The 18,043-nt window shown below is 57.1% G+C and carries 14 protein-coding genes; 3 read left to right on the forward strand and 11 right to left on the reverse strand.

The genetic code is table 11. The features are described from left to right. The first annotated feature begins 18 nt into the window (after nt 1–18). Nucleotides 19–2,820 carry a bifunctional YncE family protein/alkaline phosphatase family protein gene (locus M0P56_RS11605; RefSeq protein ID WP_366110159.1) on the forward strand — a complete coding sequence of 934 codons (2,802 nt, stop codon included), beginning with the start codon at nt 19–21 and terminating at the stop codon, nt 2,818–2,820. 169 nt (nt 2,821–2,989) lie between these two features. Continuing rightward, the gene (locus tag M0P56_RS11610; RefSeq protein WP_291510187.1) at nt 2,990–4,561 is read left to right on the forward strand and encodes an alkaline phosphatase family protein; all 1,572 of its coding nucleotides are present in this window, start codon (nt 2,990–2,992) and stop codon (nt 4,559–4,561) included. Between the two features lie 4 nt (nt 4,562–4,565). On the opposite strand, the gene M0P56_RS11615 is transcribed toward M0P56_RS11610, so the two are convergent. Together M0P56_RS11615 and M0P56_RS11620 are read right to left on the reverse strand one after the other, a co-directional pair. After that, on the reverse strand, nt 4,566–4,802 hold the full coding sequence (locus M0P56_RS11615; protein WP_291510188.1) for a hypothetical protein: 237 nt from the start codon (nt 4,800–4,802) through the stop codon (nt 4,566–4,568). A 12-nt stretch (nt 4,803–4,814) separates the two neighbouring features. Then, nucleotides 4,815–5,147, reverse strand: coding sequence for a hypothetical protein (locus tag M0P56_RS11620; RefSeq protein ID WP_291510189.1), 333 nt, complete (start codon nt 5,145–5,147; stop codon nt 4,815–4,817). A gap of 99 nt (nt 5,148–5,246) precedes the next feature. On the opposite strand from M0P56_RS11620, the gene M0P56_RS11625 reads away from it, so the two are divergent. Beyond that, nucleotides 5,247–7,604, forward strand: a complete 2,358-nt coding sequence (locus M0P56_RS11625; protein ID WP_291510190.1) for a TonB-dependent receptor — start codon at nt 5,247–5,249, stop codon at nt 7,602–7,604. A 128-nt stretch (nt 7,605–7,732) separates the two neighbouring features. Here M0P56_RS11625 and M0P56_RS11630 read toward each other — a convergent pair whose 3' ends face one another. The 9 genes from M0P56_RS11630 to kdpF form a co-directional block, all read right to left on the reverse strand. Further along, nucleotides 7,733–8,824 carry a quinone-dependent dihydroorotate dehydrogenase gene (locus M0P56_RS11630; protein WP_291510191.1) on the reverse strand — a complete coding sequence of 364 codons (1,092 nt, stop codon included), beginning with the start codon at nt 8,822–8,824 and terminating at the stop codon, nt 7,733–7,735. Then, nucleotides 8,821–9,711 carry an oxygen-dependent coproporphyrinogen oxidase gene (gene hemF, locus M0P56_RS11635; protein ID WP_291510192.1) on the reverse strand — a complete coding sequence of 297 codons (891 nt, stop codon included), beginning with the start codon at nt 9,709–9,711 and terminating at the stop codon, nt 8,821–8,823. The genes M0P56_RS11630 and hemF overlap by 4 nt, the downstream gene beginning before the upstream one ends. A 4-nt stretch (nt 9,712–9,715) precedes the next feature. Continuing rightward, nucleotides 9,716–10,276 (reverse strand): Sua5/YciO/YrdC/YwlC family protein, encoded by a 561-nt coding sequence (locus tag M0P56_RS11640; RefSeq protein WP_291510193.1) that lies wholly within the window; start codon nt 10,274–10,276, stop codon nt 9,716–9,718. Nucleotides 10,277–10,291: 15 nt separating this feature from the next. Then, nucleotides 10,292–11,554 (reverse strand): phosphoribosylamine--glycine ligase, encoded by a 1,263-nt coding sequence (gene purD, locus M0P56_RS11645; RefSeq protein WP_291510194.1) that lies wholly within the window; start codon nt 11,552–11,554, stop codon nt 10,292–10,294. A gap of 13 nt (nt 11,555–11,567) precedes the next feature. Beyond that, nucleotides 11,568–13,133, reverse strand: coding sequence for a bifunctional phosphoribosylaminoimidazolecarboxamide formyltransferase/IMP cyclohydrolase (purH, locus tag M0P56_RS11650; protein WP_291510195.1), 1,566 nt, complete (start codon nt 13,131–13,133; stop codon nt 11,568–11,570). 269 nt (nt 13,134–13,402) lie between these two features. Continuing rightward, on the reverse strand, nt 13,403–14,020 hold the full coding sequence (kdpC, locus tag M0P56_RS11655; RefSeq protein WP_291510196.1) for a potassium-transporting ATPase subunit KdpC: 618 nt from the start codon (nt 14,018–14,020) through the stop codon (nt 13,403–13,405). A gap of 12 nt (nt 14,021–14,032) precedes the next feature. Next, complete coding sequence (gene kdpB / locus M0P56_RS11660) at nt 14,033–16,102, reverse strand: potassium-transporting ATPase subunit KdpB (RefSeq protein WP_291510197.1); 2,070 nt, start codon at nt 16,100–16,102, stop codon at nt 14,033–14,035. 12 nt (nt 16,103–16,114) lie between these two features. Then, on the reverse strand, nt 16,115–17,866 hold the full coding sequence (kdpA, locus tag M0P56_RS11665; RefSeq protein WP_291510198.1) for a potassium-transporting ATPase subunit KdpA: 1,752 nt from the start codon (nt 17,864–17,866) through the stop codon (nt 16,115–16,117). Further along, nucleotides 17,863–17,955 carry a K(+)-transporting ATPase subunit F gene (kdpF, locus tag M0P56_RS11670; protein WP_009569099.1) on the reverse strand — a complete coding sequence of 31 codons (93 nt, stop codon included), beginning with the start codon at nt 17,953–17,955 and terminating at the stop codon, nt 17,863–17,865. The genes kdpA and kdpF overlap by 4 nt, the downstream gene beginning before the upstream one ends. Nucleotides 17,956–18,043 lie beyond the last annotated feature (88 nt).

Raw genomic sequence — 18,043 nt, forward strand, 5'->3', positions numbered from 1 at the left:
GCGATGAAGGAGTCTGGGGTGACTGATCATAGTTGGTGGACGAGATGGTTCTTGCCGATGTTGGGCCTGGCTTTTATGGCAATGCCGACAGTTGCTCTGGCCTACACCCAGACTCCGTCTCATACCCGTGATCTCACCGGACCTATTCAGGTCAGTGCAGACAACAGAAGTCTGGTTACCCATGTCCTGCCGACAGGACGCATCGTCAGTCCGGTGGGGTTAGTAAATGGCGCAGCGAATTTTGTGACCCAGGTGCTGCCCATGGCGGATCATATCGCCGCCATGGCGAATGGTGCCACCCATGCCCAGACCATCACCGTGTATGCACAGAATGATTTGCGCAAGATTTCACGAGTCGCGGCCTATGAAAAAGAGGTGGATCCCCGACAGATTGTCGCGAATGAGGTCAGTGATCAACAAGGTGATAGCATTGCGCACCAGGATTTTTTTCAGGGGATGGCGGTAGGGCCCGATCAAACGCTTTACGCCGCGGGGGGGCAAACGGATGATGTTGCTGCTTTCGTGTTCAAGGATGGCAAGCTGAGCTTGTTGCACCGTTATCCTCTGGCATGGCAAGCGTTTCCTAAAGATCAATACCCCTATCAGTATCAAGGCGAGCATGATGAGCAAACGCGTCATTATTATCCTGACGCGGTTGTTGTCGGGCCGCACGGAAAACACCTTTACGTTACGGGAATGCTTGCCAACAGTTTGGCACGAGTGGATATTCGGACAGGTGAAACGCGCTATCTGAACGTTGGATCTTATCCTTATGCCCTGACCTTTGCGGGCGAGAACCAACGTCTTGTGGTGAGTTTATGGGGTGGCAATGCCGTCGCGGTAGTCGATCCCAATACGATGCACATGCTGGGCACCGTGCGCGTCGGTCCGCCCACAGGTCCCGACAACACACAGGCGGGTGTACATCCTACCGCCCTGGCTGCTGTACCCCATTCCCCCGATGTTTTTGTCGCGCTGGCCAATGTCGATCGTGTGGCTGAAGTGGATACAGCTAGACTGGCCGTGAAGGGATTCATCAACGATAGCCCTTATCCCGATGCCCCTCCAGGAAGTTACCCGGACGGATTGACCGTGGTTGACGGCAAGTTGTTCGTGGCCAATGCCGGCAATAATGATGTAGCGGTTTATGACGTACAGACTGGAAAAGGACTGGGCCTGATTCCGACGGGCTGGTATCCGACCGCTATTACCCATACGGGCAAAGCCCTCTATGTGGTTGCCGCAAAGGGTTTGGGTTCGGGGCCGAACGCACAGCATCAGTGGGTCGGCGATATGATGGACGGCCTGGTGCAAAAAATTGATCTGAGTGATTTGTCGCGGTATTTGTCGCTATGGACGCAGCAGAGCCTGGAAAATAATGGCTTTACCAGCGCCCAGCGCGCGGCACGACATGCGGAAGATGTGAAAGCGACACAATTCCTGCATAGCCATATCCATTATGTGGTTTTTATTCTGCGTGAGAACAAAACCTTTGATGAGGATTTCGGTGATTATAAACCGGCGGGAGTCTGGGCGGACCCGCAACTGGATCTCTATGGCCCGAAGGAACTCCCCAACCTCTACCATTTAGCGAGTCGATATACCCTTTTCGTCCATTTCATGGCCGACGGTGAGGTCACTGCCCAAGGCCATCAATGGACCACCGCGGCATCAGACTCGGACTTTGTGCAGCGGACTTGGCCGGAATACTATTCAAGACGTGGTATTGTTCCCAATCCGGGTTGGACACAGTCTCTCATACCCGGAAAAGCTACGGGTACCGGCGGCATACCGCTGGGCGTCGATAATCCCTATGCGATTTATGAAAACCTTTCGGCATTAGGTAAATGGTCGAATCCCTGGATTAGTTATCCTGAGCGCCTGTTTCTGTTCAATGACTTGCTGGATCATAAAATATCTTTTGAAGACTTTGGGGAATTCGTCTCCCGTTCTCAGGCAGGGAATATCTCCACGGCGATGAAAAAACATCTGGCTACAGGTTTTCCGGGCTGGGACCGGATGATGCTCGATAGCTATCGAGAAAAGGTGGCAGAACAGTGGTTGAAAGCCCATCCGGGTACGCAATTCCCTCACTTCATATATATCTGGCTGCCCGATGATCATACGGCAGGGCGCTCACCCTGCTATTACACACCGAATTATTATGTGGCCGATAACGATTATGCTACGGCAAAGTTCGTTCATTATCTGTCGACGACACCGCAATGGAAGCACATGGTGGTTTTTCTGACAGAAGATGACGCACAGTCGGGGGCGGATCACATTGATGCCCATCGGACTTTTGCCCTGGCCATCGGACCTTGGATCAAAAAAGGCCATCTGGAAACCCATCGATATTCTCAGGTGAATATTCTCAAAACTACAGAGGCGATTTTTGGTTTGCCCCCCATGTCGCAGTGGGACGAGAATGCCAGCATCTTTTCGGGCATGTGGACATCGCATCCGGACGATGCAGAGGCGAAAGTGCTGCCGTTGCAGGTGCCGCTGGCCTTTAACGCGGGACAATGCGCCGACTATACCCTGCTGCGTAGAGAGGCTGGTGCTGCAGGGCATAATCTCAATGAAGCCTGGTTTATGCAGCATCAGACCAAGAATGGTGCGGGAATAGCGCCGCCCGCCAAATCCGAGGCGTATGCACCGACAACGCTGCTGAAGGTGCCTGGTCCGGAGCAGATGAAGCAGGAATGGATTGCTGCCAAGGGAATTAAATCCTGGCATCGGGAAATGCAGTATCTTGATATTTACGCAAGAAAACAGCATGCGCCCGTGGCTGCCTACCAGGCTGGTGAGGTGGACTGAGACGAAGAGGACCCGCCAAAGGGTATGCGAGGACTCGCGGATGTCTCTTCCATAACTCAGCACTTTGAAAGTGAATTTTAGAGCCATGGTGCCAGCGAGGCGTACCGTTCTGCCGCAGATATCAGAATAGCAGATCATTACTCATAATCAATAAACGAGGGTGTTTTCTATGGGACAACAGAATCGTCGGCAGTTTTTGAAGCAGTTGGGACTGGGAAGCAGCGCAGTTATTGCCGCTCCGCATCTGCTGGGTGTGGCACGTGCTGCGGGGGTCAGCGAGGAAAGTCTCCTGCGTCAGAAGATTGAGCATGTGGTGGTGATCTTTCAGGAAAACCGGAGTTTTGATCATTACTTCGGTACCTTCCAGCCGAAAAACGGGCAACAAATTATCAATTTGCTAGATGCACAGGGACAGTTGGACCGTCGTTTTCTCGGCATGCAGAAAAATCCGGCAGGTATCGCTTATGGTAACCTGCCGTTACCTACGGATATTCCGGGCTTTCAGAACGTGCAATTGCCTAATCAGCCTTTCCACATGGCACCCTATATTCCCGCTAAAGGCAATGTACATTGGGATCCACAACATCGATTTTTCCGTATGATGGCGGAGATTAATAACGGTAAGATGGATCGTTTCGTAGCCCTGGCAGGCGGCAGAAAAACCCTTTTGGCGCGGGACGACTTCCAAAAAATGGGCCAGGACCAGATCGCCTTTGACCTGGCTCGTCCCAGTGGTCCGGTGCTGGGGTATTATACCGGCGAAGATCTGCCCTTCTATCATCATGTCGCGCACCGGTACACGCTCTTTGATCATTTCTTTCAGGCCATGAGTGGCGGCAGTACCGGTAACGCGCTTTATCTGACGGCTGCTCGTTCCTGTGTTTATCCCAATGCACCCAAGGAGGTGTGCGCACCCTTCGATCCGAAAGAGGCCGGTCTGGAACATGGCTTCTTTGATTTGCCCTATGACCACAAAAAAGTCTTGGTCAACGATCTGCCGCCGGTGCAGGGACCGACCGATGCGGATGCAATGAAGGCCCTGAAGATATCCCCACCCCCGGAGGCACAGACCTACGACAATATCGGGGACCGTCTGGATGGCGCCAAAGTATCCTGGGCCTGGTATAACGAAAACTGGAGTCGGGTAAAGCCGTGGGCGCTCAAGACCGCTTTTGGTCCAGGCGATGGCTCGGCGGTAATTGACACGGGTCAGTTGTATGTGGCCCACCATAATCCCTTCCAGTACTACCCGCGTTGGCCAGAATATGTGAAGAACGGCCGTATGCGCGACAGTGACGATTTTCTTGCCGACGCCCGTGCCGGCAAACTGCCCGGTGTCTCCTTCGTCAGGGCCAGTGCCGCCCATGACGAACATCCAGCCGACTGCGCACCTGTTTATGGCATGGAATGGGTCGAGCAACTGGTGCGCGCTGCCGCGGATGGGCCAGCCTGGGACAAAACCGCCATCTTCATTACCTATGATGAAGGCGGTGGCTTCTGGGATTCGTTGCCGCCTAAAGTGGTGGACGACTATGGGTTTGGCACCCGTACTCCGGCCTTACTTATCAGTCCTTGGGCGCGCCAGGGTTTAGTGGATCATCACCTGGCCAGCACCGCCAGCATCCTCAAATTCATCGAAACCCGTTTTGGCCTGCAGGCCCTCAACCACCGTGACCGGGATGCCTACGATATGATGGGTGCCTTTGACTGGGATCAGAAACCTGAGGACTTCAACATCTGACGGATCAGGCCGGCAATGTCAATGCCTTCTCCATGGCGAGAAGGCAGAGTCCGGCAACCTTGGGTATGCCATAACGACTATCTTCCGGGAAGGGTAGGGTGGTGCCGATCAGCTGATATCCTCGCCGCTGATAATAAGCAGTCAGTTCAGGCCGCTGTTTGATAACCCACAGACGCATACGCTGGGCCTCCCAGGTGTCTCGCGCATATTCCTCTGCAGTATGTAACAATAGGCTAGCCACGCCGAGATTTTGCTAAGTCGGCGTCACCGAAAGCATTCCGCATTCGGCTACTTCTGTTTCGACAAGTTGTAAATAACAGCAGGCGACTATTTCCTCTGTATTGCAGAGGACCAGAAAACCGCTATTCGGTTTTGCTACCAGATCTTTGAGCATCATCAGGTCACAACGCTGACCGTCCAGTAGATCCGCTTCTGTAGTCCATCCATCTTTGGCAGTTTCGCCTCGATACACACTATTGACGAGCGCGCAAAGGGCAACCATTTCTGTTTCTTGCGCCATGCGGCAAGAATACAACGACTGTACATGTACCATCTTGATTTTCTTGCCTGGTGATTCTGCTGTCATCTGTTCCCCCTCCCAACACAAGTGCCATTTGTCAGAATTTGGTCATTGAATCGTCATAATAATGTCATGTTGTGTGGCTAGAATGCTGCACTGTTGTAGATGATTTATAACAAGTTTTCTCCTGATGAGGATATTATCATGGTATATTGCCCAACTTTGCGCACTGCGGTAATCATGTCACTTTGTGCCCTACCCATTCTCGCTCACGCCGATGCGACGGCCCCTACCGTCAGCGGTGCCGAGACGGCTACGGCTGTCCCCACTGGTGGCAATGCTCCGGTGACCATTGGTGAAGTAGAGAAAGAAGCGCCGCCGGAGCGTGGCACTGGCTCCCTGAGTAAAGAACTGGTGACGCATGCCAGCCCAAATGAAAACTTTCAGAGTGTGTTGCGCAACGTGCCGGGCTTTACCGTAACCAGCACTGGACCCGGTAACCTGACCACCGGTGACAGCACCTTTACCTACCAGGGTTTCAACAGCGATCAGATTGGCGTGAATCTGGACGGTGTACCTCTGATTAACACTTTTCGCGGTGGTACGAACGGTCAGGGTGATGACCACGCTCTCACACCCATTGGTATCGGTCAATTTTCGGGAGTCTCGGTGTACAGCGGTGCCAACACCCCTTCTGAGACAGGCATCAATGCGTTGGGTGCGACGTTGAATTATAAGCCGCGTATGCCCACTTCAAAATTCTATGCCGAGGTTTCGGGTAGTGGCGGACTTTACTCCGGTGGCGTTGGTGACAGTGCCGCCGGTGGGTTTAGTGTCAACTCGGGCGTTTTGCCGTATACGGGAACCAAACTGTACGCCAACTACTATTACAGTCCTTTCCACAGCTTTATCAACCATGTTTTCTCCACCAACAACAACTACTACTTTGCGGCAGTACAGCCTTACAACCACGGCATGTCCCAGCTCTCACTGATTACGATCTACAATCATGAGATTGCTCAACAGCCATCCACGGTGCCCTTGCCTTTGTTACAAAAATACGGCCGCAGCTTTCAGTGGGCTCCCAACATCTGGAATGATCGAACCACTACAAGTTCGTACACCACCATCTTGGGCTGGAAATCCATCCTGAATCAGTACATACTGGCCAAATCAAAGTTTTTCATAACCCAGAATAACAACGACCGCACGGCCTATGCCAACGCGGCTTATAAAGCTGGATATGATGGTTACCCGTTGCCAACAGCACTAAAAAGCTACGCCAATCCCAGCAAGACGGGCCGACCAAGTAATACCTATAATCCGACGGCGTTATTCGGAAACAGCTATAATGGTACACAGTATCAGCGCTATGTCGACAATTTCGGTAATGCAGGCTTGATGCCATCGCTGACCTTCCTCTTGCCGAATAATACCGTCACGCTCGGTGGACTGTATATGTTCAGTAGGGACCATTCGGCAGAGTACTGGTATGGCCAGCCCGCAGTTCCGATGATCAATGGTTACAATGACGCATGGGATGAGCATGATACCCGTAATTATGGGGATGTCTATCTACAAGATCGTATTACTTTGTTCAATCATCGTTTGATCCTCACTCCGGGTGCCAAGTATTACCTGGTCGATACGACAAGTAACGATGTTGAGGGGTATTATTACAACTACGGGGGTAGCGTCAGTAATACCTTTAACTACTGGGAGCCGTCTTTTGGGGTAAGTTTCCTCGCTACCAAGAATGCGGATTTGTACTTCCATTATGGCCGGGTCTATAAAGTACCAAATATCAGTGCTTATTATTCGGTTATAGGCTCTACACCAACGCCGGGGCCAATGTTGGTCAAACCGGAGTACGTGGATAGTATCGATACGGGTATCCGCTATAACTTCGGTGATATCAAAACGTCACTGGCCTATTTTCGCCGGATGTTCAGCAATAAATTCGGTTATTTCTATGATAACCAGACCGGGCAGACCTTCCAGTATAATGTGGGTAGCGCGCTGTATCAGGGGGTCACTGCTTCGGTGGATGCTAAATTACCCGACCATATGAATGCGTTCATCAACTATAGTTTGACCGATGCGAAATATACGTCGAACTTTGATGCTGCCGATGGTGCATCTGTCAGCAATGGGGAATACGTCGGCGATGTCCCCATGTACAATCTTAACTTTGGTCTGGGTTATCACTACGCCGGATTCAGTGCACGGGTTACCGACCATGTTGTCGGTTCCCAGTATATCAACACCAATAAGGGTGCGCCTGCGGGAGTTTCCTTGCATCCCTACAATATCACCAATCTTAATCTGGGTTATGCGTGGCGGCCAAGTGGTTTGGGGGTGAAAAAGGTTACTGTTGACTTGTATGTGGATAACATCTTTAACACCAATTACATCCCGTATGAATACGAACAGTTGCGGAGTGCAAAATATGGCGGAAACTTCATTTCCGCGCAGGCGAGTGCACCGGCTTTTGTCGGTGCCAGCGTGGCGGCGAAGTTCTAAAGTCTGATTGGTATCCGCCGGTTGGCGGCGGGTTTCCAAAAGTCCTCTATCCGGTGGCCTTGCGGTCACCGGATTTTTGCTATTTTGATCTCACTGGGAACCGTTCGGATGCTGTAGCGGAGCGGATATCAGGTGGCACTACCCCGGGCATGCGCAAGATCGGGATAACCATCCTTTAACCACAGCTCCGGCAACGCTTCCAGAATCTCCCGCACCAGTTCCGGTCCCCGAAAAATCAGCCCGCTATAGACCTGCAGTAGACTGGCTCCCGCTCGGACCTTGGCATAGGCATCTGCCGCACTGAGGATACCACCAACGCCAATGATGGGTACCTGTCCCTGGGTCGCACGATAGAGTTGGGCGATGACGGCGTTGGATTGCTCCAACAATGGTGCACCGCTCAAGCCCCCGCTTTCGGAGAGCACAGGCTGGGAGACCGGGCGTTCTACAGTGGTATTGGTGGCGATAAAGCCATCTACCAGAGGTTTTGTGCCTAAGGCCAGACCACCGAGAGCATGAATATCCTCATTCTCCAGATCTGGAGCGATCTTCAGGAGCAGAGGCAGCGGGGGACGCTGATGCTGCACGGCCAGACGTTGATTGGCTGCAGCAACGGCACTGAGCAGTCCCCGTAAGGCTTCCTCCCCCTGCAGCAGTCGCAGTCCCGGTGTGTTGGGTGAGCTGACATTGATGCAGAGATAGTCGCCATAGTGAAAAAGCAACTCCAGCGCGGCGACATAGTCGTCCGGCGCCCGCTCCAGCGGGGTGTCCTTGTTTTTGCCGAGATTGATGCCGATAGGCACCGGATGGCCAGGTAATGCCGCCAGTCTTCGGGCAACTGCCGCCGCCCCTTCCCCAGGGAAACCCATGCGGTTGATGACCGCCTGTTGTGCCGGATAACGAAAGACCCGGGGGCGTGGATTACCCGGCTGTGGGCGCGGGGTCACGGTGCCGATTTCGATGAAGCCGAAGCCGAGGGCAGGGAGAACGGCGGCAGCGCGGGCGTCTTTGTCATAGCCAGCAGCGAGGCCGACGGGGTTGGGAAAATGCAGCCCCCAAAAGTCCTGCGCCAGGCGCGGATCGGTGACGCCATAGTGCTTTGTCAGGTAGGCCATGCTCTGTGGCATGTGCCCCAGTGCTTCCAGTGCAGCGATACTCAGGGTGTGAGCGCGCTCCGGGTCCAGTGTAAAAAGCAGGGGACGCAGCAGGCCGTAGCTCATGCCCAATCCCTGGGCGTGAGGAAGTCTTCTTTGAGGCGGGCTTCGGGGCTCCCGGCTTCGCCCTGCCAGTCGTAGGTCCAGGCCGCCAGGGGCGGCAAGGACATGAGGATGCTTTCGATGCGCCCGCCGGACTGCAGGCCGAAGAGGGTGCCGCGGTCATGGACGAGGTTGAATTCCACATAGCGCCCCCGGCGCAGGAGTTGAAATTGCCGCTCGCGTTCACCGTAGGGCAGGTCCCGGCGCCGGGCGACGATGGGCAGATAGCTGTCGAGGAAGCTGTTGGCCATGTCCTCCCAGAAGGCCTGCAGAAGCGCGCCATCGCCATGGAGATCGTCGAAAAAGATGCCGCCGACCCCGCGCATTTCCTGACGGTGCCTGATGGTGAAGTAGTCATCGCACCAGGCTTTGAAGCGCGGATAAAAGCCCGCGTCATGGCGATCACAAGCGGTTTTGAGCGTGCCATGGAAATGCCGGGCGTCTTCCTCAAAGCCGTAGATGGGTGTCAGGTCGGCGCCGCCGCCGAACCACCACGCCGGTCCTGCCGAAAAAAAGCGGTAGTTCATGTGGACGATGGGGACGTAGGGGTTGCGGGCATGCAATACCAAGGAGACGCCAAGGGCGGTGAAGGCCTGTCCCGCCCGTTCGGGGCAATGCGCGGTAGCCGCGGGGGGAAGTTGGTCGCCATGGACCTTGGAGAAGTTGACCCCGCCTTTTTCCAGCAAAGCGCCTTCGGCAATAACCCGGGTGCGACCACCGCCGCCGCCGGGCCGTTCCCAAAGATCCTCGCGGAATTTCGCGGTGCCGTCTGCTGCCTCCAAGGCGTCGCAGATGCGATTTTGCAGGCCGCGGAGAAAAGTTTCCATTGCATCCAAGGATGGTTGTTGCATGTTTTCACTCCCGTAAGACGTGGCCACTGCGAGCATCGACCATGCGGCTGGGGCGGCGTTGACCACCTAGTCGGGCCGGTAGTACCCACAGGGAACGACCAAAATAGCGGTACAAGGTGCGCAGGTCGCGGGCCGGTTGGTACCCTGCTGGATTGGCACTGGTGGAGACTATGGCGCCGCCAAAGACCCGCGACAACACCACGATAGCCGGGTGGGTACTGATCCGCACCGCAACGCTTTCATGGCGTCCACGTATCCAGAAGGGGGCTGTCGGTGCGGCGGGAAGCACCAGTGTCGTTCCGGGCCAGAGTTGTGCCAGCAGAGCCGGGTCTATTCCCTGCGCAGACCAGTAGTGTCGGGTTTCTGCCGTCCGACCGGCCACCAGAAGAACGCCTTTATGTTGTGGCCGTCCTTTCAGCGCCAGAATCCGGCGCAGGGCGCGGCGCTGGCGCGGGTCACAGCCCAGTCCCCAGACCCCTTCCGTAGGATAGGCGATGACCCCACCGCGCCGTAAATGCGCAACCCCCCGGCGAACGTCCTGACGGTGTGGATGGCGGGGCAGCATCGGCCGAAAACGCGATCAGGTGCGCCGCAGGCCGCGGTAGCCGATGTCCTGCCGATACTGCAGGCCAGGCCAACGAATATCGGCGGCGGCGGCATAAGCCCGCTGTTGCGCGATCGCCAGGCTTTCCCCCAGCGCTGTGACGCCGAGCACCCGACCACCAGCCGTGACGACGGTGTCGTCGTCTGCCGCAGTTCCGGCATGGAAAATTTTGACCGTATTCTCCTGCGTCTTATTGAGACCGAGAATTGGGTCACCGACCTGCGGATGATCCGGATAACCGGCAGTCGCCAGCACGACGCAGAGCGCAGCGCGATGGTCCCAGTCGAGCGCCTTCGGCAGTGGATCGCCGCGGGCCGCAGTCAGCAAAAGCGTATAGAGGTCGGAGCGCAAACGCATCATCAGCGGCTGCGTCTCGGGATCGCCCAATCGGCAGTTAAACTCCAGCACCTTGGGTCCGGTGGCGCCGATCATCAGGCCGGCGTAGAGAAAGCCGCGGTAGGGTGTGCGATCTGTCATCAACCCTTGTGCCGCGGGGCGCATCACCTCGCGCAACACCCGCTCGCTCATGGCGGTGTCGAGGACGGGGGTGGGGGAATAGGCACCCATGCCGCCGGTATTGGGGCCCTGATCGCCGTCCCGCAGGCGCTTGTGGTCCTGTGATCCCGCCAGCGGCAGGACTTGACCATCCACCACGATGGCGATGAAGCTGGCTTCCTCCCCCGCAAGAAACTCTTCGATGATGATGGGGCCCCATTGCAGGAACTGGCGCACGGCGGCTTCGGCTTCTGTTTGCTCGAAAGCTACGACGACCCCCTTGCCAGCGGCCAGGCCATCGGCTTTGACCACTACCGGCAACGGGTGGTCACGCAGATAGCCGAGGGCCGCGCCAGCCTCGGTAAAATGTCCGTAATGGGCGGTAGGAAGACCGTGCCGCTCCATGAACGCTTTGGCGTGGGTTTTGCTGCCCTCCAGCATCGCTCCGGCGGCATTGGGGCCGAAGACCGGAATGCCGGCCCGGCGCAGGGCATCACCCACGCCCGCTACCAATGGGGCTTCGGGGCCAATGACGACCAGGGCGATGCCCAACGCATGGGCGGCCGCGACCACCTGATCGGCATCCGTCGGCTTCAGGGCCAGGTTATGGACTTTGGCCTCCGCCGCCGTACCGGGATTACCGGGCACGCAGTAGATCTCCGCCACCTCGGCCGACTGGGCCAGCTTCCAGGCGATGGCATGTTCGCGTCCGCCACCGCCGAGGACCATGACTTTCGCACCCATTTGCGTTTTCTCCTCAACCATGCCGGAAATGGCGTACGCCGGTGAAGACCATGGCGATGCCGTGTTCATTGGCACTGGCGATGACTTCTTCATCACGAATGGAACCGCCGGGTTGGATAATCGCCTTTACGCCCGCCGCCGCCGCCGCATCGACCCCATCGCGGAAAGGAAAGAAGGCGTCAGAAGCCAGCGCCGCACCGTGTAAGTCGAAACCCAGTTCCAGGGCCTTGGCCGCACCGCATTTGGCGGCATCCACCCGGCTCATCTGTCCCGCACCGATGCCGACGGTCTGGCCTTCGCGGCCATAGACAATGGCGTTGGAGCGCACGTATTTGCCGACCCGCCAGACAAAGGCGAGGTCACGGGCTTCCTGTGCCGTCGGTGCGCGTTCTGAGACCACTGCCCAGTCTGCTTCCGCTTCCATGACCTGGTCAAAGTCCTGCACCAGCAGGCCGCCGCGCACGCGCTTGTAATCCCAGCCAGCCCGCCGCCAAGCGCAGCCATCGTCAAAGGCCAGCACCCGCAGGTTTTTCTTTTTGGCCAGAATGGGCCGGGCGTCGGGCAAAATGGCAGGGGCCAGTACCATCTCGATGAACTGGCTGCTCATGAGTTCGGCAGTCTGGGCGTCCAGTGGTCGGTTACAGGCGATGATACTGCCAAAGGCGGATACCGGATCGCCGGCCCACGCGCGCTGATAGGCGCTGAGCAGATCCGGTCCCACGGCCACGCCGCAGGGATTGCCGTGCTTCACCACGCAACAAGCGGGTCCGGCAAACTCCATCACCAGCGCGACGGCGGCATCACCGTCCCCGATATTGTTGTAAGACAGTTCCTTACCCTGCAACTGGTGGGCGTCCGCCAGTCCGCCGCCGCTGCCATCGCGGTAGAAGGCGGCGGCCTGATGGGGGTTTTCGCCGTAGCGCAGTTCTTGCGCTTTTTCAAATTGCAAGGACAGGGTCTGCGGGAAGGTGGTCCGGCTGCCATCGGCACTGAGGCTGGAGAGATAGTTGGCGATAGCACCGTCATATTGCGTGGTGTGGGCGAAGACCTTGGTGGCCAGACGGAAGCGGGTGCTGGCGCCGACGCCGCCGTAACTCTGTTCCATTTCCTGCAGCACGGCGGCATAGTCATCGGGGTCGACGAGGACGGTGACGCCTTCCCAGTTCTTCGCTGCCGCACGGAGCATGGTCGGGCCGCCTATATCAATATGTTCGATGGCTTCTTCCAGTGTGCAATCGGCGCTGGCGATGGTCTCGGCGAAGGGATAAAGATTGACGCAGAGGAGATCGATGGCGGGGATGCCGTGCTCGATCATCTGCCGGGTGTGACTACTGTTGTCGCGCTTCGCCAGCAGTCCGCCGTGGATTTTGGGGTGCAGGGTCTTGAGGCGGCCCTCCAGCAGTTCCGGGAAACCGGTGTAGTCGCCCACTTCCTGCACCGCGACACCGTCGGCCATCAAGACTTTGGCGGTGCCGCCGGTAGAGAGTATCTCCACCCCAAAATCCCGCAACCGCCGGGCAAATTCCACTACGCCCCGCTTGTCGGAAACGCTGATGAGCGCCCTCGTAATCTCTCCCATAAATCCCACGGCCTCCGAAAAAGTGGCAGTTCAAAATAAAAAAGGTACGATCAGGAGACCTGTCGTACCCAAACCTCCTGATGGAGGGAGCGTTCTGATTCGCGCTGCGCTGATTCAGCCCAACTGAATACGCTCATTGTAAAAGAGGCGTCGCCGCTACGCAAGCGCGACCCAAGGCACAGGCGTCGGTACCAAGCTCGACAGGTCCAGTCCCATTCCCCCAGGATTCCCAATGGCCAGAATGCTTAGTAAGGGGCAGTGACCGGTCACTATTGGGGTACCGGTGCAGGAAATTCTGGTGCCCGCAGCGATGCGACATATCGCGCATGCAGCGCGAGGTTGAGTTTCATCACATTGACCACGGGTTCACCGATGAATCCCAGCAAGGGTTCTGTCGTATTCTCCCTGATCAGCTGGTGTAATGTTACGATACGGACACCACCAGCCTGCGCAATGCGCGGGACCTGATAGAGCGCCGCCGCGATGCTGATATCCGGGTCAAGCCCGCTCGCCGATGAAGTCACGAGATCCACCGGGACCGGCCCCTTTTCCGCGGGATCGGCGGCTTTAAGGGCTTTGATTCGTGCCGCCACGTGCTGCGCCAGAACAGGATTGTTCGGACCCAGGTTGGAGGCGCTGGACCCCGCCCCGTTGTATGGCACCGGTGCAGTCGCCGAAGGGCGGCTCCAGAAGTACTGCGGTTCGCGGAAATATTGACCAATGAGGCTGGAACCCACGACCCGCCCATGCTGGCGAATGAGAGAGCCGTTGGCCTGATGGGGAAACACCACCTGCCCGATACCCGTCATGGTCAGGGGGTAAATCAGACCGGTCATCACGGCCAGAATCAGGAACAGCAACAGCGCGGTTTTGATGTCTTTGATCATGGTGTCATCCTCCTACAGTACAACCAGCAGCATGTCGATCAACTTGATAAAGATAAATGGCGCAATAATGCCGCCCAATCCGTAGATCCACACGTTGCGGCGCAGGACGTGTTGCGCCGAGTCGGCACGGAACCTGATGCCTTTGAGGGCCAGGGGGATCAGAAAGGGGATGATGAGCGCGTTGAAAATGACAGCGGCCATGATGGCGTGGGTGGGTGAACTCAAGCCCATGACGTTCAGTGCCTCCAGTTGGGGGTAAGTCGATACAAACGCCGCCGGGATGATGGCGAAGTATTTGGCCACGTCGTTCGCCACACTGAAGGTGGTGAGGGCGCCGCGGGTCATCAGCAGTTGCTTGCCGATCTGGACGATCTCCAGCAGCTTGGTGGGGTTGGAGTCCAAGTCGACCATGTTGGAGGCTTCGCGCGCCGCCTGGGTACCACTGGCCATGCAGAGACCAACGTCGGCCTGGGCCAGTGCCGGCGAGTCATTGGTGCCATCTCCGGTCATTGCCACCATATAGCCCTCATTCTGATACGCGCGGATGCGGGCGAGTTTGGTTTCGGGCTTGGCCTCCGCGAGATAATCGTCAACCCCGGCCTCGGCGGCAATGGCGGCGGCCGTCAACGGATTGTCGCCGGTCACCATGACCGTGCGGATACCCATCTCCCGCAATTCGGCAAAGCGCGATTTGATGTCGGCTTTGACAATGTCCCGCAACTCGATGGCCCCCAACACCCCGGCGCCAGAGCAGACCACCAGGGGTGTTGCACCACCACCCGCGATTTCCTGCACTATGCCGTCCAGCTCTGTAGGCCAGGCGCCCCCCAACGACTGGACCCACGCCTTCATGGCGTCGGGAGATCCCTTACGCAATTGCTGCCCATTCCAGTCCACCCCACTCATGCGGGTTTCGGCACTGAAAGGAATCAATTGCGCTTCAGGTGGTAAGGTTTCCCGGCTTTGCGGGTAATGTTTCTCGGCAAGGGTCACGATACTTTTGCCCTCCGGCGTCTCGTCGGCCAAAGAGGCGCGGCGGGCCGCCTGCGCGAGGGTTTCCTGGGTAACCGCCAACACGGGGTAAAACGCCGCTGCGGATCGGTTGCCATAGGTAATGGTGCCGGTTTTGTCGAGAAGTAGCACGTCCACGTCGCCCGCCGCCTCGATGGCGCGCCCGGAAGTCGCCACCACATTGGATTGCAACAACCGCACGATGCCCGCGATGCCGATAGCGGGTAACAGCGCTCCGATCGTGGTGGGAATCAGGCAGACCAGCAAGGCGACCAGCACCGTCAGGCTGATCACTGATCCGGAGTGGCCAGCGTAATGCACGCTATACCAGGAAAATGGAAACAGGGTGACGGTGACCACGAGAAAGACCAGCGTCAACACGACCAGCAGGATGCTCAGGGCGATTTCGTTGGGGGTTTTGCGCCGCGACGCCCCCTCCACCATGGCGATCATTTTGTCGAGGAAGGTGTGTCCGGCCTCCTGTGTCACCCGGATGATGAGCCAATCCGAGATCACCCGGGTACCGCCGGTGACCGCGCTACGATCACCACCGCTTTCGCGGATGACCGGCGCGCTCTCGCCCGTGATGGCGCTCTCATCGACGGCCGCGACTCCCGCCACCGCCTCACCGTCCGTAGGGACGAGGTCGCCCGCTTCTATCAGGACAAAGTCGCCGCTGCGCAGGCTGGCGCCGGGAACCTCCTTATAGCCCGCCTCGCGCACCGCTTTGGGCAGTTTTTTGGCCGTAACTTCCTGGCGGCTCTGCCGCAAACTGTTGGCTTGGGCCTCGCCCTGACGCTCGGCCAGCGCTTCGGCAAAATTGGCAAAAATCAGTGTGAGCCAGAGCCAGAGGTCGATCACGCCGGTAAAAGGCGCCTCACCGTTATGCACGATCAGATCGTGAAAAAAGAGGGCCAGCAGCAGCCAGGAGCCGACGTAGACGACGAACATCACCGGATTGCGCAACTGGCGACGCGGGGAGAGCATGCTGAAGCTGTCCCACAGGGCGCCCCGGCTCTGATCTTTCCAGTGGATCGGAGATGCCGCATGTGTATGATGGGTAGATTCCATGGATATGATTCCTCAATGAGTCAGGGTGGCAAGGGGCGCCAGTTGCTCTGCAATCGGACCCAGTGCCAGCGCCGGAAAGAAGTTGAGCGCGCCGACCAGAAGAATGACGCCAACCGTCAGGCCAATGAAAATAGGCGTGTAAGTCGTCAGCGTTCCCGATCCTGCGGGAATTTTCTTTTTTTCGACCAGGGCACCCGCCAGTGCCAGCAACGGCAAATAGCTCCAGTACCGGCCCAGCAGCATGCACATGCCGGTGAGCAGGTTGTAGAACCGGGTGTTGCTGCTCAGGCCGCCAAATGCGCTGCCATTGTTGTTGGCCGGACTCGTCACGGCATAGAGCATTTCGCTGAAACCGTGCGCCCCGGGATTGAATACACCGGCCCGCCCCGCCACCGTGGTGACGGCAAGGGCAGTACCAATCAACACCAGCAACGGCATGACCAGTATGGAGAGAGAGGTCATTTTTATTTCAAAGGACTCGATCTTCTTGCCGAGAAACTCCGGCGTGCGTCCCACCATGAGACCACCGAGAAAAACCGCAAAAATCATGAAGGCGAGGAAAGTCGCGAGCCCTGAACCGACGCCGCCAAACACGACCTCACCCAATTGCATCAGGAAAAGATTTACCCCCCCGGACAACGGCATGAGGGAATCGTAGGCGCCGTTGGCCGCCCCCGTAGAGGTCGCGGTGGCCACCGTGGCAAAGAGCGCGGTCGCGCCAGCACCGATGCGGTCTTCCACTCCCTCCATATTGCCACCACCGGCAAGACTCGCGGTGTTGGCCTGGGAGATCCCCAACGGGGTAAGCACAGGGTTCCCGGCCAGTTGATAGTGCTGACTTACGAGCGTCAGGGGGATAAAGAGCACCAGCATGGAAATCAGGATGGCCCATGCCGTGCGCTTGGCGTTAGCCATATGCCCAAACAGGAACACGAGTGCGGAGGGGATGAGAATCATGGCCAGGTTTTCTAGAAAGTTGGTAAGAGCGGTGGGATTTTCGAAAGGGTGGGCATCGTTCATATTGAAGAAACCGCCCCCATTGTTGCCGAGCATCATGATGGCCTCTTGAGAGGCTACCGGTCCCACATGCATTATCTGATGAAGAATGGTCTTGCCGCCGGATACAAAGGGTGCAATAAGATCTGCCCGCACCGCACCGGTGAGGGTTTGGACCACGCCCTGTTCCATGAGAATCAATGCAAAGAGCGCGGAGAGGGGAAGCAGCACGTATAAAACGGTGCGGGTCATGTCGACCCAGAAATTTCCGAGGTCCTTGGTTCTATGACGGGCGATAGCGCGAATGATGGGCAGGACGATGGTGATACCCGTCGCCGCCGAAAGGAAATTCTGCACGGTCAGGCCCAGCATCTGCGAGAGATAACTCATGGTCGAGCCGCCAGCGTAATCCTGCCAGTTGGTATTGGTGAGAAAGCTCACTGCAGTATTGAATGCGGAGCCACCCTGGACGCCACCGAAGTGTAAAGGATTTAGGGGCAGCGCACCTTGCGCCAACAACAAGGTATAGAGAAAAACGCCACCGATCAGGTTAAAGATCAACAGAGCGATGGCGTAGCGCTTCCAACCCATTTCCTCGCTCGCCGAAACGCCAGTGACGCGGTACAGTCCCCGTTCCACGGGACCCATCAGACGTGTCGCCCAGAATCGATCGCCCGCATAGATGCGATGCATATAGCGTCCCAGAGGTAAGGCCAGCAGAATGGTCAACAACAAAACCGCGGCTGTCAGTATGGTAGTGGATATCATAGGAACCGCTCCGGATTAATCAAAAATACCAGAAGATAGATGAAGAGCATGGCGCCCAATCCGAGGCCTATCCACACGAACGCGTTCATTTTATGCTCCTCAGGCGATCCAATAGCTCAACAACGCCTATGGATGCCAGGAAAAAGCCGATAATAATAAATAAGTACACAAATTCCA

It is taken from the genome of Acidithiobacillus sp. (assembly GCF_023229925.1).
Taxonomy (GTDB): Bacteria; Pseudomonadota; Gammaproteobacteria; order Acidithiobacillales; family Acidithiobacillaceae; genus Acidithiobacillus.

Bases quoted from the DNA above. Each gene is read 5' to 3' on its own strand.
- M0P56_RS11620 (WP_291510189.1), bottom strand. From the start codon at position 5,147: ATGACAGCAGAATCACCAGGCAAGAAAATCAAGATGGTACATGTACAG.
- kdpF (WP_009569099.1), bottom strand. From the start codon at position 17,955: ATGAACGCGTTCGTGTGGATAGGCCTCGGATTGGGCGCCATGCTCTTC.
- M0P56_RS11640 (WP_291510193.1), bottom strand. From the start codon at position 10,276: ATGCTGCCCCGCCATCCACACCGTCAGGACGTTCGCCGGGGGGTTGCG.
- kdpC (WP_291510196.1), bottom strand. From the start codon at position 14,020: ATGATCAAAGACATCAAAACCGCGCTGTTGCTGTTCCTGATTCTGGCC.
- hemF (WP_291510192.1), bottom strand. From the start codon at position 9,711: ATGCAACAACCATCCTTGGATGCAATGGAAACTTTTCTCCGCGGCCTG.
- M0P56_RS11630 (WP_291510191.1), bottom strand. From the start codon at position 8,824: ATGAGCTACGGCCTGCTGCGTCCCCTGCTTTTTACACTGGACCCGGAG.
- M0P56_RS11625 (WP_291510190.1), top strand. From the start codon at position 5,247: ATGATTTATAACAAGTTTTCTCCTGATGAGGATATTATCATGGTATAT.
- kdpA (WP_291510198.1), bottom strand. From the start codon at position 17,866: ATGATATCCACTACCATACTGACAGCCGCGGTTTTGTTGTTGACCATT.
- purH (WP_291510195.1), bottom strand. From the start codon at position 13,133: ATGGGAGAGATTACGAGGGCGCTCATCAGCGTTTCCGACAAGCGGGGC.
- purD (WP_291510194.1), bottom strand. From the start codon at position 11,554: ATGGGTGCGAAAGTCATGGTCCTCGGCGGTGGCGGACGCGAACATGCC.
- M0P56_RS11610 (WP_291510187.1), top strand. From the start codon at position 2,990: ATGGGACAACAGAATCGTCGGCAGTTTTTGAAGCAGTTGGGACTGGGA.
- kdpB (WP_291510197.1), bottom strand. From the start codon at position 16,102: ATGGAATCTACCCATCATACACATGCGGCATCTCCGATCCACTGGAAA.